Annotated in this window: 14 protein-coding genes; 7 read left to right on the top strand and 7 right to left on the bottom strand. The window is 71.3% G+C overall.

Going from position 1 to position 16,847, the window contains the following annotated elements:
• The first annotated feature begins 52 nt into the window (after nucleotides 1–52).
• From ABZ459_RS28290 to ABZ459_RS28280, 3 genes are all read left to right on the top strand, one after another.
• Nucleotides 53–1,204: an Ig-like domain-containing protein gene (locus tag ABZ459_RS28290; RefSeq protein WP_357976257.1), complete on the top strand. Its 1,152-nt coding sequence runs from the start codon at nucleotides 53–55 to the stop codon at nucleotides 1,202–1,204.
• Nucleotides 1,205–1,294: 90 nt separating this feature from the next.
• The gene (locus ABZ459_RS28285; RefSeq protein WP_352324976.1) at nucleotides 1,295–1,726 is read left to right on the top strand and encodes an NfeD family protein; all 432 of its coding nucleotides are present in this window, start codon (nucleotides 1,295–1,297) and stop codon (nucleotides 1,724–1,726) included.
• Nucleotides 1,727–1,730: 4 nt separating this feature from the next.
• Nucleotides 1,731–2,816: an SPFH domain-containing protein gene (locus ABZ459_RS28280; protein WP_357976253.1), complete on the top strand. Its 1,086-nt coding sequence runs from the start codon at nucleotides 1,731–1,733 to the stop codon at nucleotides 2,814–2,816.
• Between the two features lie 46 nt (nucleotides 2,817–2,862).
• Here ABZ459_RS28280 and ABZ459_RS28275 read toward each other — a convergent pair whose 3' ends face one another.
• From ABZ459_RS28275 to ABZ459_RS28255, 5 genes are all read right to left on the bottom strand, one after another.
• Nucleotides 2,863–4,032, bottom strand: coding sequence for a Gfo/Idh/MocA family oxidoreductase (locus ABZ459_RS28275; RefSeq protein WP_357976250.1), 1,170 nt, complete (start codon nucleotides 4,030–4,032; stop codon nucleotides 2,863–2,865).
• Nucleotides 4,033–4,058: 26 nt separating this feature from the next.
• Complete coding sequence (locus tag ABZ459_RS28270) at nucleotides 4,059–5,681, bottom strand: hypothetical protein (protein ID WP_357976248.1); 1,623 nt, start codon at nucleotides 5,679–5,681, stop codon at nucleotides 4,059–4,061.
• 16 nt (nucleotides 5,682–5,697) lie between these two features.
• Nucleotides 5,698–6,564 (bottom strand): carbohydrate ABC transporter permease, encoded by an 867-nt coding sequence (locus ABZ459_RS28265; RefSeq protein WP_357976246.1) that lies wholly within the window; start codon nucleotides 6,562–6,564, stop codon nucleotides 5,698–5,700.
• An 11-nt stretch (nucleotides 6,565–6,575) separates the two neighbouring features.
• Nucleotides 6,576–7,487, bottom strand: coding sequence for an ABC transporter permease subunit (locus tag ABZ459_RS28260; protein ID WP_357976243.1), 912 nt, complete (start codon nucleotides 7,485–7,487; stop codon nucleotides 6,576–6,578).
• A 153-nt stretch (nucleotides 7,488–7,640) separates the two neighbouring features.
• Nucleotides 7,641–8,774 carry an ROK family protein gene (locus tag ABZ459_RS28255; RefSeq protein WP_357976240.1) on the bottom strand — a complete coding sequence of 378 codons (1,134 nt, stop codon included), beginning with the start codon at nucleotides 8,772–8,774 and terminating at the stop codon, nucleotides 7,641–7,643.
• Between the two features lie 170 nt (nucleotides 8,775–8,944).
• Between ABZ459_RS28255 and tdh the strand changes: the two genes are divergently transcribed.
• From tdh to ABZ459_RS28235, 4 genes are all read left to right on the top strand, one after another.
• Complete coding sequence (gene tdh / locus ABZ459_RS28250; RefSeq protein WP_357976237.1) at nucleotides 8,945–9,973, top strand: L-threonine 3-dehydrogenase; 1,029 nt, start codon at nucleotides 8,945–8,947, stop codon at nucleotides 9,971–9,973.
• On the top strand, nucleotides 9,973–11,145 hold the full coding sequence (locus ABZ459_RS28245; protein WP_357976235.1) for a glycine C-acetyltransferase: 1,173 nt from the start codon (nucleotides 9,973–9,975) through the stop codon (nucleotides 11,143–11,145). The genes tdh and ABZ459_RS28245 overlap by 1 nt, the downstream gene beginning before the upstream one ends.
• A gap of 13 nt (nucleotides 11,146–11,158) precedes the next feature.
• Nucleotides 11,159–12,061: a LysR family transcriptional regulator gene (locus ABZ459_RS28240; protein ID WP_357976232.1), complete on the top strand. Its 903-nt coding sequence runs from the start codon at nucleotides 11,159–11,161 to the stop codon at nucleotides 12,059–12,061.
• A 133-nt stretch (nucleotides 12,062–12,194) separates the two neighbouring features.
• Complete coding sequence (locus ABZ459_RS28235) at nucleotides 12,195–13,352, top strand: MFS transporter (RefSeq protein WP_357976229.1); 1,158 nt, start codon at nucleotides 12,195–12,197, stop codon at nucleotides 13,350–13,352.
• Between the two features lie 36 nt (nucleotides 13,353–13,388).
• Here the strand turns inward: ABZ459_RS28235 and ABZ459_RS28230 are convergent, their stop codons facing one another.
• Nucleotides 13,389–14,996 carry a YfjP family GTPase gene (locus ABZ459_RS28230; protein WP_357976226.1) on the bottom strand — a complete coding sequence of 536 codons (1,608 nt, stop codon included), beginning with the start codon at nucleotides 14,994–14,996 and terminating at the stop codon, nucleotides 13,389–13,391.
• Entirely contained in the window at nucleotides 14,993–16,780 is a 1,788-nt protein-coding gene (locus ABZ459_RS28225; RefSeq protein WP_357976223.1) for an ABC transporter, read from the bottom strand. The genes ABZ459_RS28230 and ABZ459_RS28225 overlap by 4 nt, the downstream gene beginning before the upstream one ends.
• Nucleotides 16,781–16,847 lie beyond the last annotated feature (67 nt).

Below are 16,847 nucleotides of genomic sequence, written 5' to 3'. Positions count from 1 at the left end.
TCACCGCTAATCTGGGAACTCCCCTTCCCTCGGAAAGCCCTCGGAGAGTGACGTGCGGCGTGCCGCGATCCTGTGTGTCGCCTTCCTCCTGGCCTGCTGCGGCTGCGGTCCCGTCGGCGACTCCCCGGCCGCGCCCGCGGTCGTGCACGTCTTCCCCGCCTTCGACGCCAAGCGGGCCCGTCCCGACAAGGGGCTGGTCATCACGGCTCAGGGCGGCCGGCTGACCCAGGTCCTGGTCTACGAGGGAGGCGAGCACGTCCCGGGCCGGCTCGACGCCTCGCACACCAGGTGGCGCTCCGACTGGACGCTCAAACCCGCGACCGAGTACACGGTGACCGCCACGGCCGCGGGCGAGAACGGCCCGTCCACGGTCTCCATGGGCCGCTTCCGCACCCGCGCCGCCGAGCACACGTTCGGGGTGGCCGCCACCGCGCCGCTGCCCGGCGAGACCGTCGGCGTGGGCATGCCGGTCGTCATCGACTTCGACACCCCGATCCAGGACAAGGCGGCCGTCGAGCGGTCGCTGGAGGTCACCACGAAGACCCCGGCCGAGGGCGCCTGGCGCTGGACCAGCGACACGCAGGTGGTCTACCGCACCCACCGGTTCTGGGCCTCGGGGCAGCAGGTGATGGTCAGCGCCCACCTGGCCGGGGTGCGCCCCGCCCCGGGCGTCTATGGCACCCTCGACTCCACCTTCGCCTTCACCGTGGGCCGCAGGCAGACCAGCACGGTCGACGCCCGCACCCACCAGATGGTCGTGCGCCGCGACGGCAGGGTGGCGCAGCAGATGGCCATCAGCGCCGGCATGGCCACCACGCGCGAATACACCACCACCAGCGGCATGCACCTGACCATGGACAAGGGAAACCCGGTCCGCATGATCTCCCCAGGCCGCGCCAAGGGCGACCCCGGCTACTACGACCTGCTGATCGAGCACGCCGTGCGCATCTCCAACAGCGGCGAGTACGTGCACGCGAAGGACAACGTCTGGGCCCAGGGAAGGGAAAACGTCAGCCACGGCTGCATCAACGCCCGCCCCGACCAGGCGGCCTGGTTCTACGCCGGATCGCTGCGCGGCGACCCCGTGCTGATCACCGGCACCGCCCGCCAGCTGGAATGGGACAACGGGTGGGGCTTCTGGCAACTTCCGTGGGAGAAGTGGGTCCTGGGAAGCGCCCTGGCCGCCCCGCCGGCCGGCCGGTGACGGGTGCCCTGCGGACGAATGGGGGATTACGGTGGTAAGGGGGAACCAGTCACACACACAGGCCCGTTATAGGTTCAGGAGGGCCGGAGCATGGATGAATGGGTCATCTGGATAATCCTCGCAGTCGTCCTCGGTGTGGCCGAACTGTTCACTCTCACGGCGGCCCTCGGCCTCCTGGGCGTGGCCGCTCTCCTGACCGCCGTGACGGCCGCCGTAGGGCTGCCCGTCCCCTTGCAGATCCTCGTGTTCGCCCTGTCGTCCGCGGCGGGGATGGTGGTCATCCGGCCGCTCGCCGTCCGCCATCTGCAGCAGCCGCCGTTGCAGCGTTTCGGCGTGGAGGCGCTGGTCGGCAAGCCCGCGTACGTGGTCTCCGAGGTCACGGGCCGCGACGGGCGGGTCCGCATCGGGGGTGAGGAGTGGTCCGCACGCGCTTATGACGAGACCCTGGTGATCCCCACCGGGGCAACCGTCGACATCATCGAGATCGAGGGCGCCACGGCCCTCGTGTATCCACGGGAGTGACCACATGGACCCGTTGCTGATAGCCGGACTGCTGATCATCCTTTTCGCCGCGTTCACCGTGCTCAAGGCCGTGCGGATCGTGCCCCAGGCGCGGGCCCGCAACGTGGAGCGGCTCGGCCGCTACCACCGCACGCTCAAGCCGGGTCTCAACTTCGTCATCCCCTACGTCGACCGCGTCTATCCGATGATCGACCTGCGCGAGCAGGTGGTGACCTTCCGCCCCCAGCCGGTCATCACCGAGGACAACCTGGTCGTCGAGATCGACAACGTTTTGTACTTCCAGGTCACCGACCCCCGGGCGGCGGCGTACGAGATCGCCAACTACATCCAGGCGATAGAGCAGCTCACCGTCACGACCATGCGTAACGTGATCGGCTCGATGGACCTGGAGAAGACGCTCACCTCGCGCGACACCATCAACAGCCAGCTGCGCGGCGTGCTCGACGAGGCCACCGGCAAGTGGGGCATCCGGGTCAACCGCGTCGAGGTCAAGGCCATCGACCCGCCCAAGACCATCAAGGACGCGATGGAGAAGCAGATGCGGGCCGAGCGCGACAAGCGGGCCGCGATCCTCAACGCCGAGGGCCAGCGCCAGTCGCAGATCCTCACGGCCGAGGGTGACAAGCAGAGCCGCATCCTGCGGGCCGAGGGCCAGCGCTCGGCCGCCATCCTGGAGGCCGAGGGCCAGTCGCGCGCCATCGACCAGGTCTTCCAGGCCGTCCACCGCAACGACCCCGACCCCAAGCTGCTGGCCTACCAGTACCTTCAGGTGCTGCCGCAGCTCGCCCAGGGCAGCGGCAACACGTTCTGGGTCATCCCGAGCGAGGTCACCTCGGCGTTGCAGGGCGTCTCGAAGGCGTTCACCGAGGCGCTGCCGAAGTCGGCCGCCACCCGCGAGGAGGAGCCCCGGCCGTCGGAGGAGCTGGACAGGGAGATCGCGGCGGCCTCGGAGGCGGCGGCCGAGGCGGTCGCCGACGCGCAGGAGGCCGAGAGCCCCAAGGGCCCCCGCCAGATCACCCAGGCCGTCAACGAGCCGTCCCCGTTCCCCGACCTGGAGCGCGAGCGCGACCCCAAGGACGCCGGCCGCTGACGTCCGCCGGGGCCGCGCGGGTCCCCCCGCCCGGCCCCGGCGCCGCTCAGCGCTGGCCGTTGTCGAAGTACGCGGCCAGCTCCGGGTCCAGCGACGGCACGTCGTACGGCATGCCGCCGTCGCGCAGCGACATCGTGGCCATGTACCCGGCGGCGACGCTCATCCTGGCCGCCACGGGTGAGGTGTCGGTCGCCCCGCCCTCCCTGACGAACCGGCAGAACTCGGCCATGATCTGCGTGTCGGCCCCGCCGTGCGAGCCCTGCGCGGCCGGCACCTGGTAGGCGATGTCGCAGTCGTCCCGGTAGGAGGTGGGGCCGGTGTTCCACACCTTGACCGTGTCCCCCGGGCCGTCGCCGAAGTTCTCCAGCCGGCCCTCGGTCCCGATGACCGTGTAGTTGCGCACGTAGTCGGGGCTGAAGTGGCACTGCTGGTAGGCGGCGATGACGCCGTTGTCCAGGCGCATGTTCATGACCGAGACGTCCTCGACGTCGATCACGTGGTGCAGGTCGCGTCGCTGCGTGGGCGGCCACTCGAACTCCCGCAGCCAGCCCTCCGGCCGGGGCGTCCCGGGCTCGCGGCGCGGCAGGTCGCCGTAGACCATCAGGTCGCCGAGGGCGTTCACGCGGGTGGTGTAGCCGCCGGCCAGCCAGTGGATCACGTCGAGGTCGTGCGCCGCCTTCTGCAGCAGCAGGCCCGTCGTACGGGTGCGGTCGGCGTGCCAGTCCTTGAAGTAGTAGTCGCCGCCGTAGGACACGAAGTGGCGTACCCACACGGTCTTGGGCTCACCGATCACACCCTTGCGGATGATGTCGCGCATCAGGCGGACCACGCCCATGTGGCGCATGTTGTGCCCCACGTACAGGCGGCTGCCCGTCTCGCGGGCGGCCCGCAGGATGTTGTCGCAGCCCTCGACGGTGATGGCCATCGGCTTCTCCAGGTAGACGGCCTTGCCGGCCTGGAGAGCGTCGATGGCGATGCGCTCGTGCGTGTCGTCGGGGGTGTTGACGACGATCGCGTCGAGATCCGGCCGGTCGAGCAGCTCGCGGTACTCCCCGGTCAGGAACTCCGCCTCGAACCGCTCCGACTGCTTCTTGAGCGCTGCCGGGTCGGAGTCGCACAGCGCGGCCACGACCGAGCCCTCGCCCGGCCGGTGGGCGGCCAGGGCGAGACTCGTCCGCAGGCCGAGCCCGATGACTCCGATGCGCAGGTCTTCCACAAGTGTCCTTTCAAACGGTAGAACGATCAGCCCTTGGCGATGGAGGCCTCGTACTCGGCACGCATCGCCTCGCCGCCCCTGCCCAGCCACTTCTTGACGAAGGCCGGCCAGTCCGACATCGACTTACGCCCGGTCACGATGTCCACGACCATGTCCGAGGCCATGGTGCTCAGCTCACCGTTCTTCTGGGTGTAGGTGTCGGAGAAGTGGCCGGTGGTGACGCGCTCCTGAAGCATAGAAGCGATCTTGGTCTCGAAGTCGTGGATGAGCTTGGTGCGTTCGGGCTGGCCGGGCAGGAACAGCGCGGACGGCGACCCGATCACGAACGAGAGCGGCTGCTGCGTGGTGGGCACCTCGGCCGTGCCCTTGTCGGTGAAGGCGAGGTCGCCGTCCTTCTTGGTGAAGTGGGTGCCCTCGACGCCGAAGTTGACGCGCTCGTACTCCTCCGTGCCGAACGGGGCGGCCAGGTAGTTGAGCACCCCGAGCAGGGTCTCGATGCGCTTGGCGTCCACCTTCTTGCTGATCGAGGTGAAGCCCACCGAGCCGAGCCCGGCGTTGTAGACCGGCTTGGACGACGGCGTGGCCGCGAACGGCACGATCGCGCCCAGGTTGTACTTCTGGGTCTTGGCGTCGTTGAGGAAGCCGGGGAACGACTCGACGTACGCGCCGATCTGGCCGTTGGCGACCTTGTCCTTGATGGTGGCCAGGGCGGGGTCGGGCCAGAACAGGTTGGCCTTGAAGCACTTGACCGCGAGCTCCAGCGCCGCCTGGTACTCGGGCGTCTCGAACTGGTGGGTCAGCTTGCCGCCGGTCAGCTTCCAGGTGTTGGGGGCGCCGTACCAGTGGCTGAACATGTGCACGTGGTTGTAGTAGCTCGGCTCGAGCGGGTACTTGTTCTTCTTCACGTCGAGCAGCTGCTTGGCCTTGGCCAGGAAGTCGTCGGCGCTGGTGAACTCGGTGCCGCCGACCGGCTGCCAGTAGTCCTGGTTGACCAGGAACACCTGGCCGAAGCGGCTGTAGGCCACCGCGACGCCGTACAGCTTCCCGTCGGTGACCGCGGACTTCCAGGTCACGTCGCCCAGGTTGGCCAGGTTCGGGTACTTCTTGATCGCGTCGCCGCTCAGGTACGACGTCAGGTCGTGGAACTTGGCCGCCAGCAGCTCGGGCACCCGCTGCAGGCCCTGGTTCGGCGGGAACCAGACCAGGTCGGGCAGGTCGTCGCTGGCGATGATGGCGTTGAACTTGTCGGGGTAGCCGTCGCCCACGACGATGTTCATGCTCCACTCGGAGCCCAGGGCCTTGCTCAGCTCCTGCAGGTAGGTGTTCTGGCCGGGGGCGGGCGGCGCGACGTCCCACGTCTGGGTGAGCGAGGTGATCTTCTTGCCGTCGCCCGGCGCGGTGGCGACCGACTTGACCAGCTCGCTCGGGTACTTCAGGTACGCGGGGTCCTGGCCGGCGTCGATCGGCAGGTCGGGTGTGGGGATCTTGGCGGCGGTGTACGTCGGCAGCGTCAGCTTCTTGGACAGATCCGCGCCGCCCTTCTTCACGCCTGCGGGGCCGCTCTCGCCGCCGCAGGCCGCGAGCCCGGCGACCGTGGCGCCGGCGAGCGCGAGTCCGAGGAATCCACGACGGGACATGATGGATGACATGGTTGCTCCCGGGTTCTCAGCCCTTGATGGCGCCGGTGAGGACGCCCTTGGTGAAGTACTTCTGGAGGAAGGGGTAGGCGAGCAGGATCGGCACGAGCGCGATGATGAGCACCGCCATCTGCACCGACGAGGCGGGCAGGTCACGCACGATCGCGACGTCGGAGCCCGTGGCCGAGGTGCCGCGGAAGATGAACTGCCGCAGCACGACCTGGATGGGGTGCTTGGTCTGGTCGTTGATGTAGAGGATGGCGTTGAAGAACGTGTTCCAGTACGAGACCGCGTAGAACAGGCCGACGACGGCGATCACCGCCTTGGACAGCGGGATCGCGATCCGCCACATCATCCGGAACTCGCCGCACCCGTCCATGCGGGCCGCCTCGAACAGCTCCTCGGGCAGGTTCTGGAAGAACGACCTGACCACGACCACGTTGAACGCGTTGACCAGCACCGGCACGATGAGTGACTGGTAGGTGTCGATCATGCCGAGTTCCTTGACCATGAGGTAGCTCGGGATCATGCCGGGCGTGAACAGGAACGTGGCCAGCACCATGAGCAGGATCGGCTTGCCGCCGAGCATGCCGCGCCGCGACAGCGCGTAGCCGAGGAAGACCGTGCAGATCAGGCTGAGCGCGGTGCCGGTGAGCGTGATGCCGATGCTGATCAGTACCGACCGGGTGACCGCGCCGCCGGACAGGATCAGCGAGTACGCCTCGAAGGTCGGGTGCGAGGGCCAGAGCACGTAGCTGCCGCCGTTGGCGATGCTCTCGGCGCGGCCCATCAGGCTCGTGCCGACGGCCAGCCCGAACGGGTACAGCACGGCCACGGTGATCGCGGTCAGCACGACGAACTTGAGCGTGCGCCCGGCGATGGTCGGGCGTTCCATCCACGGCGGCCTCATCGATAGATCCCCTGCTCTCCGAAGCGGTGCGCCAGCTTGTTGGCCGCGTAGATGAGCGCCGCGCCGATGAGGCCCTTCATGAGGCCGGCGGCGGTGCTCATGCCCCAGTCGCCGTCACGGATGCCGTGGTAGTAGACGTAGGTGTCGATGACCTCGGCCGCTCCGGCGCCCACGGCCTCCCGTTGCAGGACCATCTGCTCGAAGCCGACGGACAGGATGTCGCCCAGGCGCAGGATGAGCATCATGAGGATGACCGAGCGGATGCCGGGCAGCGTGACGTGCCACAGGCGGCGCTTCCAGTCGGCGCCGTCGATGGCGGCGGCCTCGTACTGGCTCATGTCGATCGCGGTGATCGCGGCCAGGAAGATGATCGTGCCCCAGCCGCAGTCCTTCCAGATGACCTGGGCCGTCACGAGCAGCTTGAACGTGTCCGCGTTCGACATCAGGTTGCCGATGGTGATGCCGTGCGAGTTCAGGAACGAGCTCACCGTGCCGGCGCCACCGATGACCTGCTGGAACATCGCCACCACGACCACCCACGACAGGAAGTGCGGCAGGTAGACGACGGTCTGGATGAACCGCTTGACGCGGTGGCCGATCAGGGAGTTCAGCAGGAGCGCGAGCGCGATCGGGGCCGGGAAGTAGAGGACGAGCTGGAGCGCCGTGATCTGCAGGGTGTTGCCGACCGCGCTCCAGAACTCCGGCTCCTCCAGCAGCATCACGAAGTTGTCCAGGCCCACCCAGGGGCTGCCCGCGATGCCCAGGAACGGCGCGTAGTCCTTGAAGGCGATGACGTTGCCGAGCAGCGGCACGTAGAAGAAGGCCACGAAGTACAGGACGCCGGGCAGGCACAGGGCCAGCAGCGTCCAGTCGCGCTTCAGCCGCTCAAGCAGGGTGACAGCGGCCACACGCTCACCTCCAGTCGGGTCGGGATGGCTGGAGGCTAGTACCGATTTATGCAAATAACTAGGTTAAAGCGATCAGATCTGAGCATGCTTGCTGGATCGATGTCGCTCAGCGACATGTCCGTGACAGAACGGTTATCTAATTAACCAAGATGGCTACGTAAAGAGCAGGCGATCCGCCTGATCGAGGGCGAACCGGACGGCGCCCACCGTGATGCACTCGCTGCCCAGCCCTGAGGCCACCACCTCCGGCGGGTAGAGGCAGTACTCCTCGAACAGCTCGCGTACCGGCTCGACCAGCAGGTCTCCGGCCGAGGACAGGCTGCCGCCGATGACCACCATGTCCGGGTCGAGCGGGTTGACCACCGTGACGAGCCCGGCGGCCAGGCCGCGCGCGAACTCCCTGACCGCCTGGCCCGCCCGCTCGTCGCCGGCGCGGGCCCTGGCGATCGCGAACTCGGCGCACTGCCGGCTGGAGCGCAGCTCGCCCGGCTCGACGGCCATCGCGTAGTCGAGGACGTACCGGAAGGCGGTCCAGTTGTTGTTCGGCTGGGCCCCGATCTCGCCCCCCGCCGCGTGCGCCCCCCGGTACGGCCGGCCGCCGATGAGCAGGCCCATGCCGATGCGGTCGCCGGTGAACAGGTAGACGACGTCGTCGCGCCCCTGGGCGGCGCCCCGCCAGTGCTCGGCCAGGACGGCCAGGCGCATGTCGTTCTCGACGAGCACCGGCGCGGGGATCCGGGCCGACAGCTCGCCCTGCAGGTCGAGGCCGGTCCAGTCGGACAGGGCGACGCTCTTCACGACACGCCCGGAGCCGTCGACCGTGCCGGTGGTGCCCACGCCGACGACGGTGACGTCCGCCAGCGCCAGCCCGGCCTGGGCGGCGGTCTCCGTGGCGAGCCCGACGATCTGGTCGAGCCGCTCGGCCGCGGGCATGTCGCGGTGGTTGGGCGCGCGGCGGGTGACGGTGATCGTGCCGTTCAGGTCGGCCAGCATGGCGCGCAGGCTGGAGCCGCCGATGCCGACGCCCAGCACGTGCCCCGCCGAGGCGCGGAACCTGAAGCGTTTGGCCGGTCGCCCACGCTGGCGGTCGCCGGCCTCCTCCTCGCACTCCTCCGCCCAGCCCTCGGTGACCAGGTCGTCGACGATGACCTCGGCCGTCGGCCTGGACACCCGGGCGGACCTGGCCAGCTCCGACAGCGTGGCCACGTCGGCCTCGCGCAACCCGCGCAGGATGGCCGCCGAGTTGAGCTTGCGCAGAAGCGAGGCGTCGCCGCTCTGCTGTCGCACCGATACCTCCGAGTCGCCGGGCAGGTCATCTTCAAGCTTATTTCGTAATTGTGCCTGGTCCCACGGCCGCGTGAAGCTGAGCTGTGGGGGCACTTAAGAATCCCTCGATGGACATGTTCCGAGGGGAGCGGGCACAGTGCGTTAGGTTCGGAACAGGGGGAAGTGAAGCGATGAAAGCGCTGGTCAAGCAGAAGGCCGAGCCCGGCCTTTGGCTGGTGGACGTGCCGGAGCCCGAGGTCAGGCCGGGCGAGGTGAAGATCCGGGTGCTGCGTACCGGCATCTGTGGCACCGACCTGCACATCCGCAAATATGACGACTGGGCGCGGCACACGCTGAAGCTCCCGCTCGTCGTCGGGCACGAGTTCTCCGGCCACGTGGTCGAGGTCGCGCCCGGTGTGGAGGACATCGCCGTCGGCGACCTGGTGAGCGGCGAGGGCCACATCGTCTGCGGCAAGTGCCGCAACTGCATGGCCGGACGCCGTCACCTGTGCCGCAACACGGTCGGCCTCGGCGTCAACAGGGACGGCGCGTTCGCCGAATTCGTCACGCTGCCCGCCTCGAACGTATGGGTGCACCGGGTTCCCGTTCATCCCGACGTGGCGGCCATCTTCGACCCGTTCGGCAACGCCGTGCACACCGCGCTGTCCTTCCCCCTGGTCGGCGAGGACGTGCTGATCACCGGCGCCGGCCCGATCGGGCTGATGGCGGCGGCCGTGGCCACGCACGTCGGCGCGCGCAACGTGATGATCACCGACGTCAGCGACGAGCGCCTCGACCTGGCCGGCAAGCTCGGCGTCACGCTCGCGCTCAACGTCTCCAGGGCCACGATCGACGAAGGCATGCGCCAGCTCCACATGCGGGAGGGCTTCGACGTCGGGCTTGAGATGTCCGGTAACCCTGGGGCCATGCGTGACATGATCGCGAACATGACGCACGGAGGGAAGATCGCGATGCTCGGTCTTCCCGCCGAGGAGTTCGCCGTCGACTGGGCCACCGTGGTGACCTCGATGCTCACCATCAAGGGCGTTTACGGCCGGGAGATGTTCGAGACCTGGTACAACATGTCAGTCCTGCTGGAAAAGGGTCTCGACCTCTCCCCCGTGATCACCGATCGGTTCCCGTACCACGACTTCGACGCCGCCTTCGACACGGCCGCGAGCGGCCGTACGGGCAAGGTCATCCTCGATTGGAGCGCTTGATGTTCACGAACGTGCGCGAGCAGCTGCGTGCGACGCTCGACGAGATCACCGAGGCCGGGCTGCTCAAGCCCGAGCGGGTGATCACCACCCCGCAGAGCTCCCAGGTCGGTGTGGCCGGGCGCGAGGTGCTGAACTTCTGCGCCAACAACTACCTGGGCCTGGCCGACCACCCCGAGGTGGTCGAGGCGGCCAAGCAGGCGCTCGACCGCTGGGGCTTCGGCATGGCCTCCGTACGGTTCATCTGCGGCACCCAGGAGGTGCACAAGGAGCTCGAATCGCGCCTGTCGGACTTCCTGGGCATGGAGGACACCGTCCTCTACAGCTCGTGCTTCGACGCCAACGGCGGCGTGTTCGAGACCCTGCTCGACGCCCAGGACGCGGTCATCTCCGACGCCCTCAACCACGCGAGCATCATCGACGGCATCCGCCTGTCCAAGGCCCAGCGCTTCCGCTACGCCAACCGCGACATGGCCGAGCTGGAGGCCAGGCTCAAGGAGGCGTCCGACGCCCGGCGGCGGCTGATCGTCACCGACGGCGTCTTCTCCATGGACGGCTACCTCGCCCCGCTGCGCGAGATCTGCGACCTGGCCGACCGGTACGACGCCATGGTCATGGTGGACGACTCCCACGCCGTCGGCTTCGTCGGCCCCACCGGCCGCGGCACGCCCGAGCTGCACGGCGTCACCGACCGGGTCGACATCATCACCGGCACCCTGGGCAAGGCGCTCGGCGGGGCCAGCGGCGGCTACGTCTCGGCCCGCAAGGAGGTCTGCGAGCTGCTGCGCCAGCGGTCGCGGCCGTACCTGTTCTCCAACTCCCTGGCCCCCGTCATCGCCTCGGCCTCGCTGCGCATCCTCGACCTGCTGGAGACCTCCGGCGAGGCCCGCGAGCAGCTGCGTTCGAACACCGCGCGCTTCCGCAGCGAGATGACCAGGGCCGGGTTCGACATCCTGCCGGGCGAGCACCCCATCGTGCCCGTGATGATCGGCGACGCCGCCGAGGCAGGCGCCATGGCCGAACGCCTCCTCGACCTGGGCGTCTACGTCATCGGCTTCTCCTACCCGGTCGTGCCGCACGGCCAGGCCAGGATCCGGGTGCAGCTCTCGGCCGCCCACTCCACCGAGGACGTCGACCGGGCCGTGGCGGCTTTCGTCCAAGCACGCCAGGGTTGAGTATCCTCGCTGCGTGATTGACACGCGGCGGCTGCGCACACTGCGGGCGGTGGCCGACCACGGCACGGTCACCGCCGCCGCGGCGGCGCTCCACCTGACCCCGTCGGCGGTCTCCCAGCAGCTCGTGGCGCTGGAGCACGAGGTGGGCCACCGGCTGTTCACGCGTGACGGCCGGGGCGTGCACCTCACCGCCGTGGGCAAGATCATGCTGGGGCACGCCAACGAGGTCCTGGCCCAGCTCGAACGCGCCGAGGCCGAGGTGGCCGCGTACACCACGGGCGAGGCCGGCGAGGTGACCGTGGCCTGCTTCGCCACCGCGATCAGCGCCGTGCTCTCCCCCGCCATCGCCGCCCTGCGCACCACCGCGCCCGGCCTGCAGGTCCGGGTGCTCGACGCCGAGGGCGACCACAGCCTGGCCATGCTGCTCGACGGCGGGGCCGACCTGGCGGTGACGGTCGAGTACCGGGGCGGCCCCGACGCCGCCGACCGCCGGCTGTCGCGCATCCCCCTGTACGCCGAGCCGTTCGACCTGGTCCTGCCCGAGGGGCATCCGGAGGCGGGGTCGGCCACGCTGGTGTCGCTCGCCGCCGACACGTGGATCGGTCCTTATCCGGGCAATCCCGTGCACGACGTCATCACGTTCGCGTGCCAGCAGGTGGGGTTCACGCCCAACGTCGTCCACTGCTCCGACGACTTCCGGGCCGTGGTGGCGCTGGTGGGGGCGGGCGCGGGGGTGGCGCTCGTGCCGCGGCTCGCGCTGCGGGACATGGCGCTGTCCGGGGTCGTGGTGCGCCAGACGCCGGGGCCCGATCGCCGCGTCTTCGCCGCGATCCGCCGCGGGGCCGACGCGCACCCCCTGCTCCGGCCACTGTTGTCGACCCTGCGCACGGTCGCCGCCTCCCTCACCTCCGACTGACCGCCCCTTCCGGACCCGGCGGAGGGCCGCGGCTTTCCGACCCACCCCATGGCGATGGGGGGCACCGCTGTCACCTCGCCGGCGGGCGGGATTCGGCGATCTTGCGGGTTAGCGTGGGCGTATGGGAAGGGGTATGCCGTATCGGGACCTGCTGGGGCTGCCCGGGGTGGGGGCGCAGGCCGTGTGCGGTTTCCTCTCCCAGCTCACCCAGCAGGTCGCGCCCGTGGGGATGGTGCTGGTCGTCCAGGACGCGACCGGGTCGCTGGCGCTCGCGGGCACGTGCGCGGCGGCGTTCTCGGTGGGCGCGGGCATGGGCAGGCCCGTCCAGGGGCGGCTCATGGACCGGCGCGGGCCTCGGGTGGTGCTCGCGGCGACGGCGTTCCTGCACGTCGTCGCGCTGATCGTGCTCGTCGCGGCGGCGGCGGACGGGTGGCCGGTGTGGACGTCCGTGGTGCTGGCCTGGGTCGCCGGGGCCGGGCTGCCGCCGATCTCGGTGAGCATGCGCGTCGAGTGGGGGCGGCGGGTGTCCGACGGCGCTCGCACGGCCGTCTACAGCCTGGTCTACCTGGTGCAGGAGCTGGCCATGCTGATCGGGCCGCTGCTGTTCGGGCTGGTGATCGCGGGGGCCTCGTCCTCGCTGGCGCTGGGGGTGGTGGCGGTGGCGGCGGGGGCGGGCACGCTGGCGTTCTTGCGGGCGTTGCGGGCGGGTGGGGCGGCGTCCGTACGGGAGGGCGGGCGGGTCTTCGAGGACCGCCGGATGCTGGTGCTGCTGGCCGTGGTGCTGCTGCTCGGCGGCACCATGGGGGCGTTGCAGGTGGGGGTGCCCGCGCTGTCGGCCGCCCGTGGCGTGCCCGCCGCCACCGGGGTGCTGGTGGCGGCGCTCTCGCTGGGCGGCATCGCGGGGGCGGCCGGGTACGGGGCCCGTACGTGGGCGTCCTCGCCGGCGGCGCGGCTGGTGGGGGCGATGCTGGCGCTCGGGGTCGTACTGGCGCCGCTGGCGGTGGTGGGGGCGTTGCCGGTGTTCTGGGTGGTGCTGTTCGCCGGGGGGATGGTGCTGAATCCGGCGTTGACGACGTCGTCGCTGCTGGTGGACCGGTTCGCGCCGGGGGCCCAGGGGGAGGCGTTCGGGTGGTTGTCCACGGCCTTGGGGATGGGGGCCGCGGCCGGGTCGGGGGTGGCGGGGGTGGCCGGGCAGTGGTTCGGGCCGCCGGCGCCGTTCCTGGTGGGCGCGGCGTCCACCCTGCTGGGCGCACTCCTCGCGGTCCCTCTGCTCGGACGGAGGCGCGGGTGACGGCGGTCCTGCTCACGGGGACCCGGGTGACGGCGGTCAGGAGCGGGCCACGGTGACGGCCTCGGTGAAGCGGGTGTAGCGGTCGAGCTCGGCCGTCACGGGCTCCAGCACGTAGTCCTCGGCGACCTCGCCGATGGCGGCGCGCAGGGCGCGTGCCGTACGTCTGGCCCGGCGCCGCCCGCCCGCCCACGCGGCCAGCCTGGACAACACCGCGATCACCACCCCGGCCAGCGCGCCGCCCGCCAGCAGCACGGTCGGCCACGGCACCGCGCCCACGGTCGGGAGCGGCGGCTGCGGCAGGCGCAGGTAGTCCATCCCGAACAGCACCCCCAGCCACAGCGCGCCCGCCACCATGACGGCGAAGACCAGCCACTGCAGCACGTTCACCATCCGCCACCACCGCGGCCTGCGGGTCGTGCCGGCGGTGGTGCGGCCCACGGCCCGGTCCACCGCGTCGGCCAGCTCCGGGGAGCGCGAGCGCGCGGCCTGCCGCACCGCCGCCGCCCACGGGCCGGGCAGGTCCGCGACGGCCCCCTCGCCGACGTCCCTGATCGCCGTCTCGACCTGCGCCCGCTGTACGGCCGACGCCGCCGGCACCGACGTACGCCCGACGATCTCCTTGCCGGGCTTCCCCACCCCGATCCTGAGCCTGCGCAACGGGTCGGGCCGGAACCTGCGCAACCAGCGGGTGACCGGCCAGCCGGTGGCGACCACGGCCCGGTGCCGGTGCCCCTTGGCCACGGCCTCCAGGACCAGCGGCACCCCGGCGGCCTGGGAGAGCGCGCCCGTGAGCCGCTGGTCCAGCCCGGCCGCCCGCCGGCCGCCGGGGTCCGGCCGCGCGCCGTCCGCGGCCAGGTGACCGGCGGCGGCGGTGACGTCGGCGGCCAGGCGGGCGGCCCACGACTCGCGCTCGGCGACCCGGTCGGCGAGGATCGAGCGCAGTTCCGGCAGGCCCGTCCCGGTCCTGGCGGAGACCGGCAGCACCGGCACGCCCGCCAGCCCGTCCTCCTCCAGGAGGCGGCTCAGGTCGGCCACGCAGCGGTCCACAGCCTGTGGAGGCAGGCGGTCCACCTGGTTGAGCACCACCAGCATCACGTCGCGGTGGCCGGCCAGGGGGCGCAGGTAACGTTCGTGCAGCGCGGCGTCGGCGTACTTCTGCGGGTCCACGACCCAGACGAGCAGGTCCACCAGCGCCACCAGGCGGTCCACCTCAAGGCGGTGGGAGAGCCGGATGGAGTCGTGGTCCGGAAGGTCGAGGAGCACGAGACCCGACATCCCGGGCGCCTCGGCGGCGGAGTGGCGGCGCGGGACGTCCAGCCAGTCCAGCAGCGGGCCGGCCCCCTCGCCGTCCCACAGGGCGGCCTGGGCGGTGGACGTCGTCGGCCTGGTGACGCCCACGGCGGCCAGGTCCTCGCCGGTCAGGGCGTTGTAGAGCGAGGACTTGCCGCTGCCGGTCGCGCCGGCGAGCGCGGCCACCGTGTGGTCCACGGAGAGGCTGCGGCGGGCGCCGGCCCGTTCGGCGACGGACCGCGCGGCCGACACGTCCTGCTCGGGGAGGCGCCCCTCGGCGAGCTCGGCGGCCTCCAGCAGGGCGGCCAGCCGGGAGTCGAGCGAGGGCCCCTCCTTGCGGCGCAGCAGCTTCACGGCCCCTCCGTGCGGTCACCAGCGGGCGGCCGGGGCGCGCCGGGAGCGGGAAGCTCGGCCGTGGGAGCGGCGGCGGCGGGGAGTTCGGCGCGGTGGTCGTGGACCGCGCGGGCCGCCGCGCGCAGGGTGTCGGCCGTGCCCCTGGGCGGTTCGACGGTCTCCAGCCGGGCGGTGAAGCGGGCGGCCTCCTCCGCCAGCAGCACCCGCACCCGTTCCCGCAGGTCCTCGCGGGCCCGCGTGGTCAGCGAGCGCACGGCCTGGTCGCCGAAGACGGCCTCCAGCAGCTTCTGCGACAACACGCTCGTGCCGCCCGCGATGCCGACCTCGATCCCGGTGAGCCCGCCGGTCGAGGCGAACACGGCCAGCATGAGCAGCAGCCCCGCCCCGTTGACCCCGAACGAGGCCAGCCGGGCGGTGGTGCGTTTCTCCGCCCCCTCCTCGCGTACGAGGTCGAGGACGAACTCCTGCCAGCCGCGCACCGCCGCCTCGGCGCGTGCGGCCAGGTCGGGAGAGGCCCGGCCGAGCCGCGCGGACTCCATGGCGCCGAGCCGGTCGAGCAGCCCGCCCCCGCCCGGCGCGGCCGACCACCCTTCGAGCGCGCGTTCTGCGGCGCCGTCGGCCGCGCCTCTGATCAGCGACTCGACGCCGCTCTCCAGGGCGTCCTTGAGCTCGACGGCGGGGGCGCGGCCGGTGAAGAAGCCGACGATCCGGTCACGCAGCCACCCCACCCGGCTCTCCAGGGAACGCATGAGGTCGCCGGTGCCGATGAAGTCCTGCCAGCGGGCCAGCACCTCGCCGCGCAGCAGGGAGCCGTCGCGCATGCCCTCGTCGAAGTCGGCCATGCCGCCCGCGTACGCGCCGGTCACGATCGTCCGCAGCCCGTCGAAGGCGGCCTGCTGGCGTTCGACGGCCGTGGCCAGCGCGGGGACCCGGGTGTCCAGGCTGTCCAGGGCGCCCGACAACGTCTGGCGGACGACCCGGGACCGCTCGGCGGCGTCGGCGGCCAGCCCCGTGAGCCAGGAGACGATGGGCCGCACCGACTCCTCCGGCAGCCGCGCCTTCTCGTCGGGCAGCGCGGCCTCGGGCACGGTGAACAGCCGGGTGCCCGACAGGCCGTTCTCCGCCAGGAGCCGGTCGAGGTCGCGCGAGACGGGCTCGACGGCCTCGGGCGCGATCCGGTCGAGGACGACGGCGAGGGCCGTGCTGCGTTCGCGGGCCGAGCGCAGGAAGCTCCAGGGCACCTCGTCGGCGTACCGGGCGGCGGTGGTGACGAACAGCCACAGGTCGGCGGCGGCGAGGAGCTGCGCGGCCAGCTCCCGGTTGGAGGTGACCACGGAGTCGATGTCGGGGGCGTCGAGCAGCGCCAGCCCGGCGCCGAGCGCGTCGGAGGCGACCACGCGCAGCGCGCCCGCGCCGCCGCCGCCGGAGTCACCGGTGGCTCGGGACAGGCCGGGCAGCACGTTCTGGCCCGTGAACCAGTCGCGGTCGGCCGGGTTGACGACGAGCGTGGGCACCAGCGTGGTGGGCCGCAGCACGCCGGGCTCGGCCACGTCGGCCCCCACCAGCGAGTTGACCAGCGTGGACTTGCCCGCCCCGGTGGACCCGCCGACGACGGCGAGCAGCGGCGCGTCGATCGCCCGCAGCCGCGGCAGCAGGTAGTCGTCGAGCTGCCCGGCCAGCTCGCGCAGGGCACGCCGGTCCGCCGCGGCCTCGCCGATCGCCAGCGGGAACAGCTCGCGATCGAGCGGGCGGCGCAACGACTCCAACGCCCCCAGCAGATCCATAGGTGCCAACCCCGCTTCCCGCGGTACGCCGCTCGACACCTCACGCCCGCAGGTCCACGCTACGGTG

The sequence above is a fragment of the Nonomuraea sp. NPDC005692 genome (genome assembly GCF_040631115.1).
Taxonomy (GTDB): domain Bacteria; phylum Actinomycetota; class Actinomycetes; order Streptosporangiales; family Streptosporangiaceae; genus Nonomuraea.
Note: the sequence above shows the minus strand (reverse complement) of the source record. Positions and strands in the feature narration are given on the sequence as shown.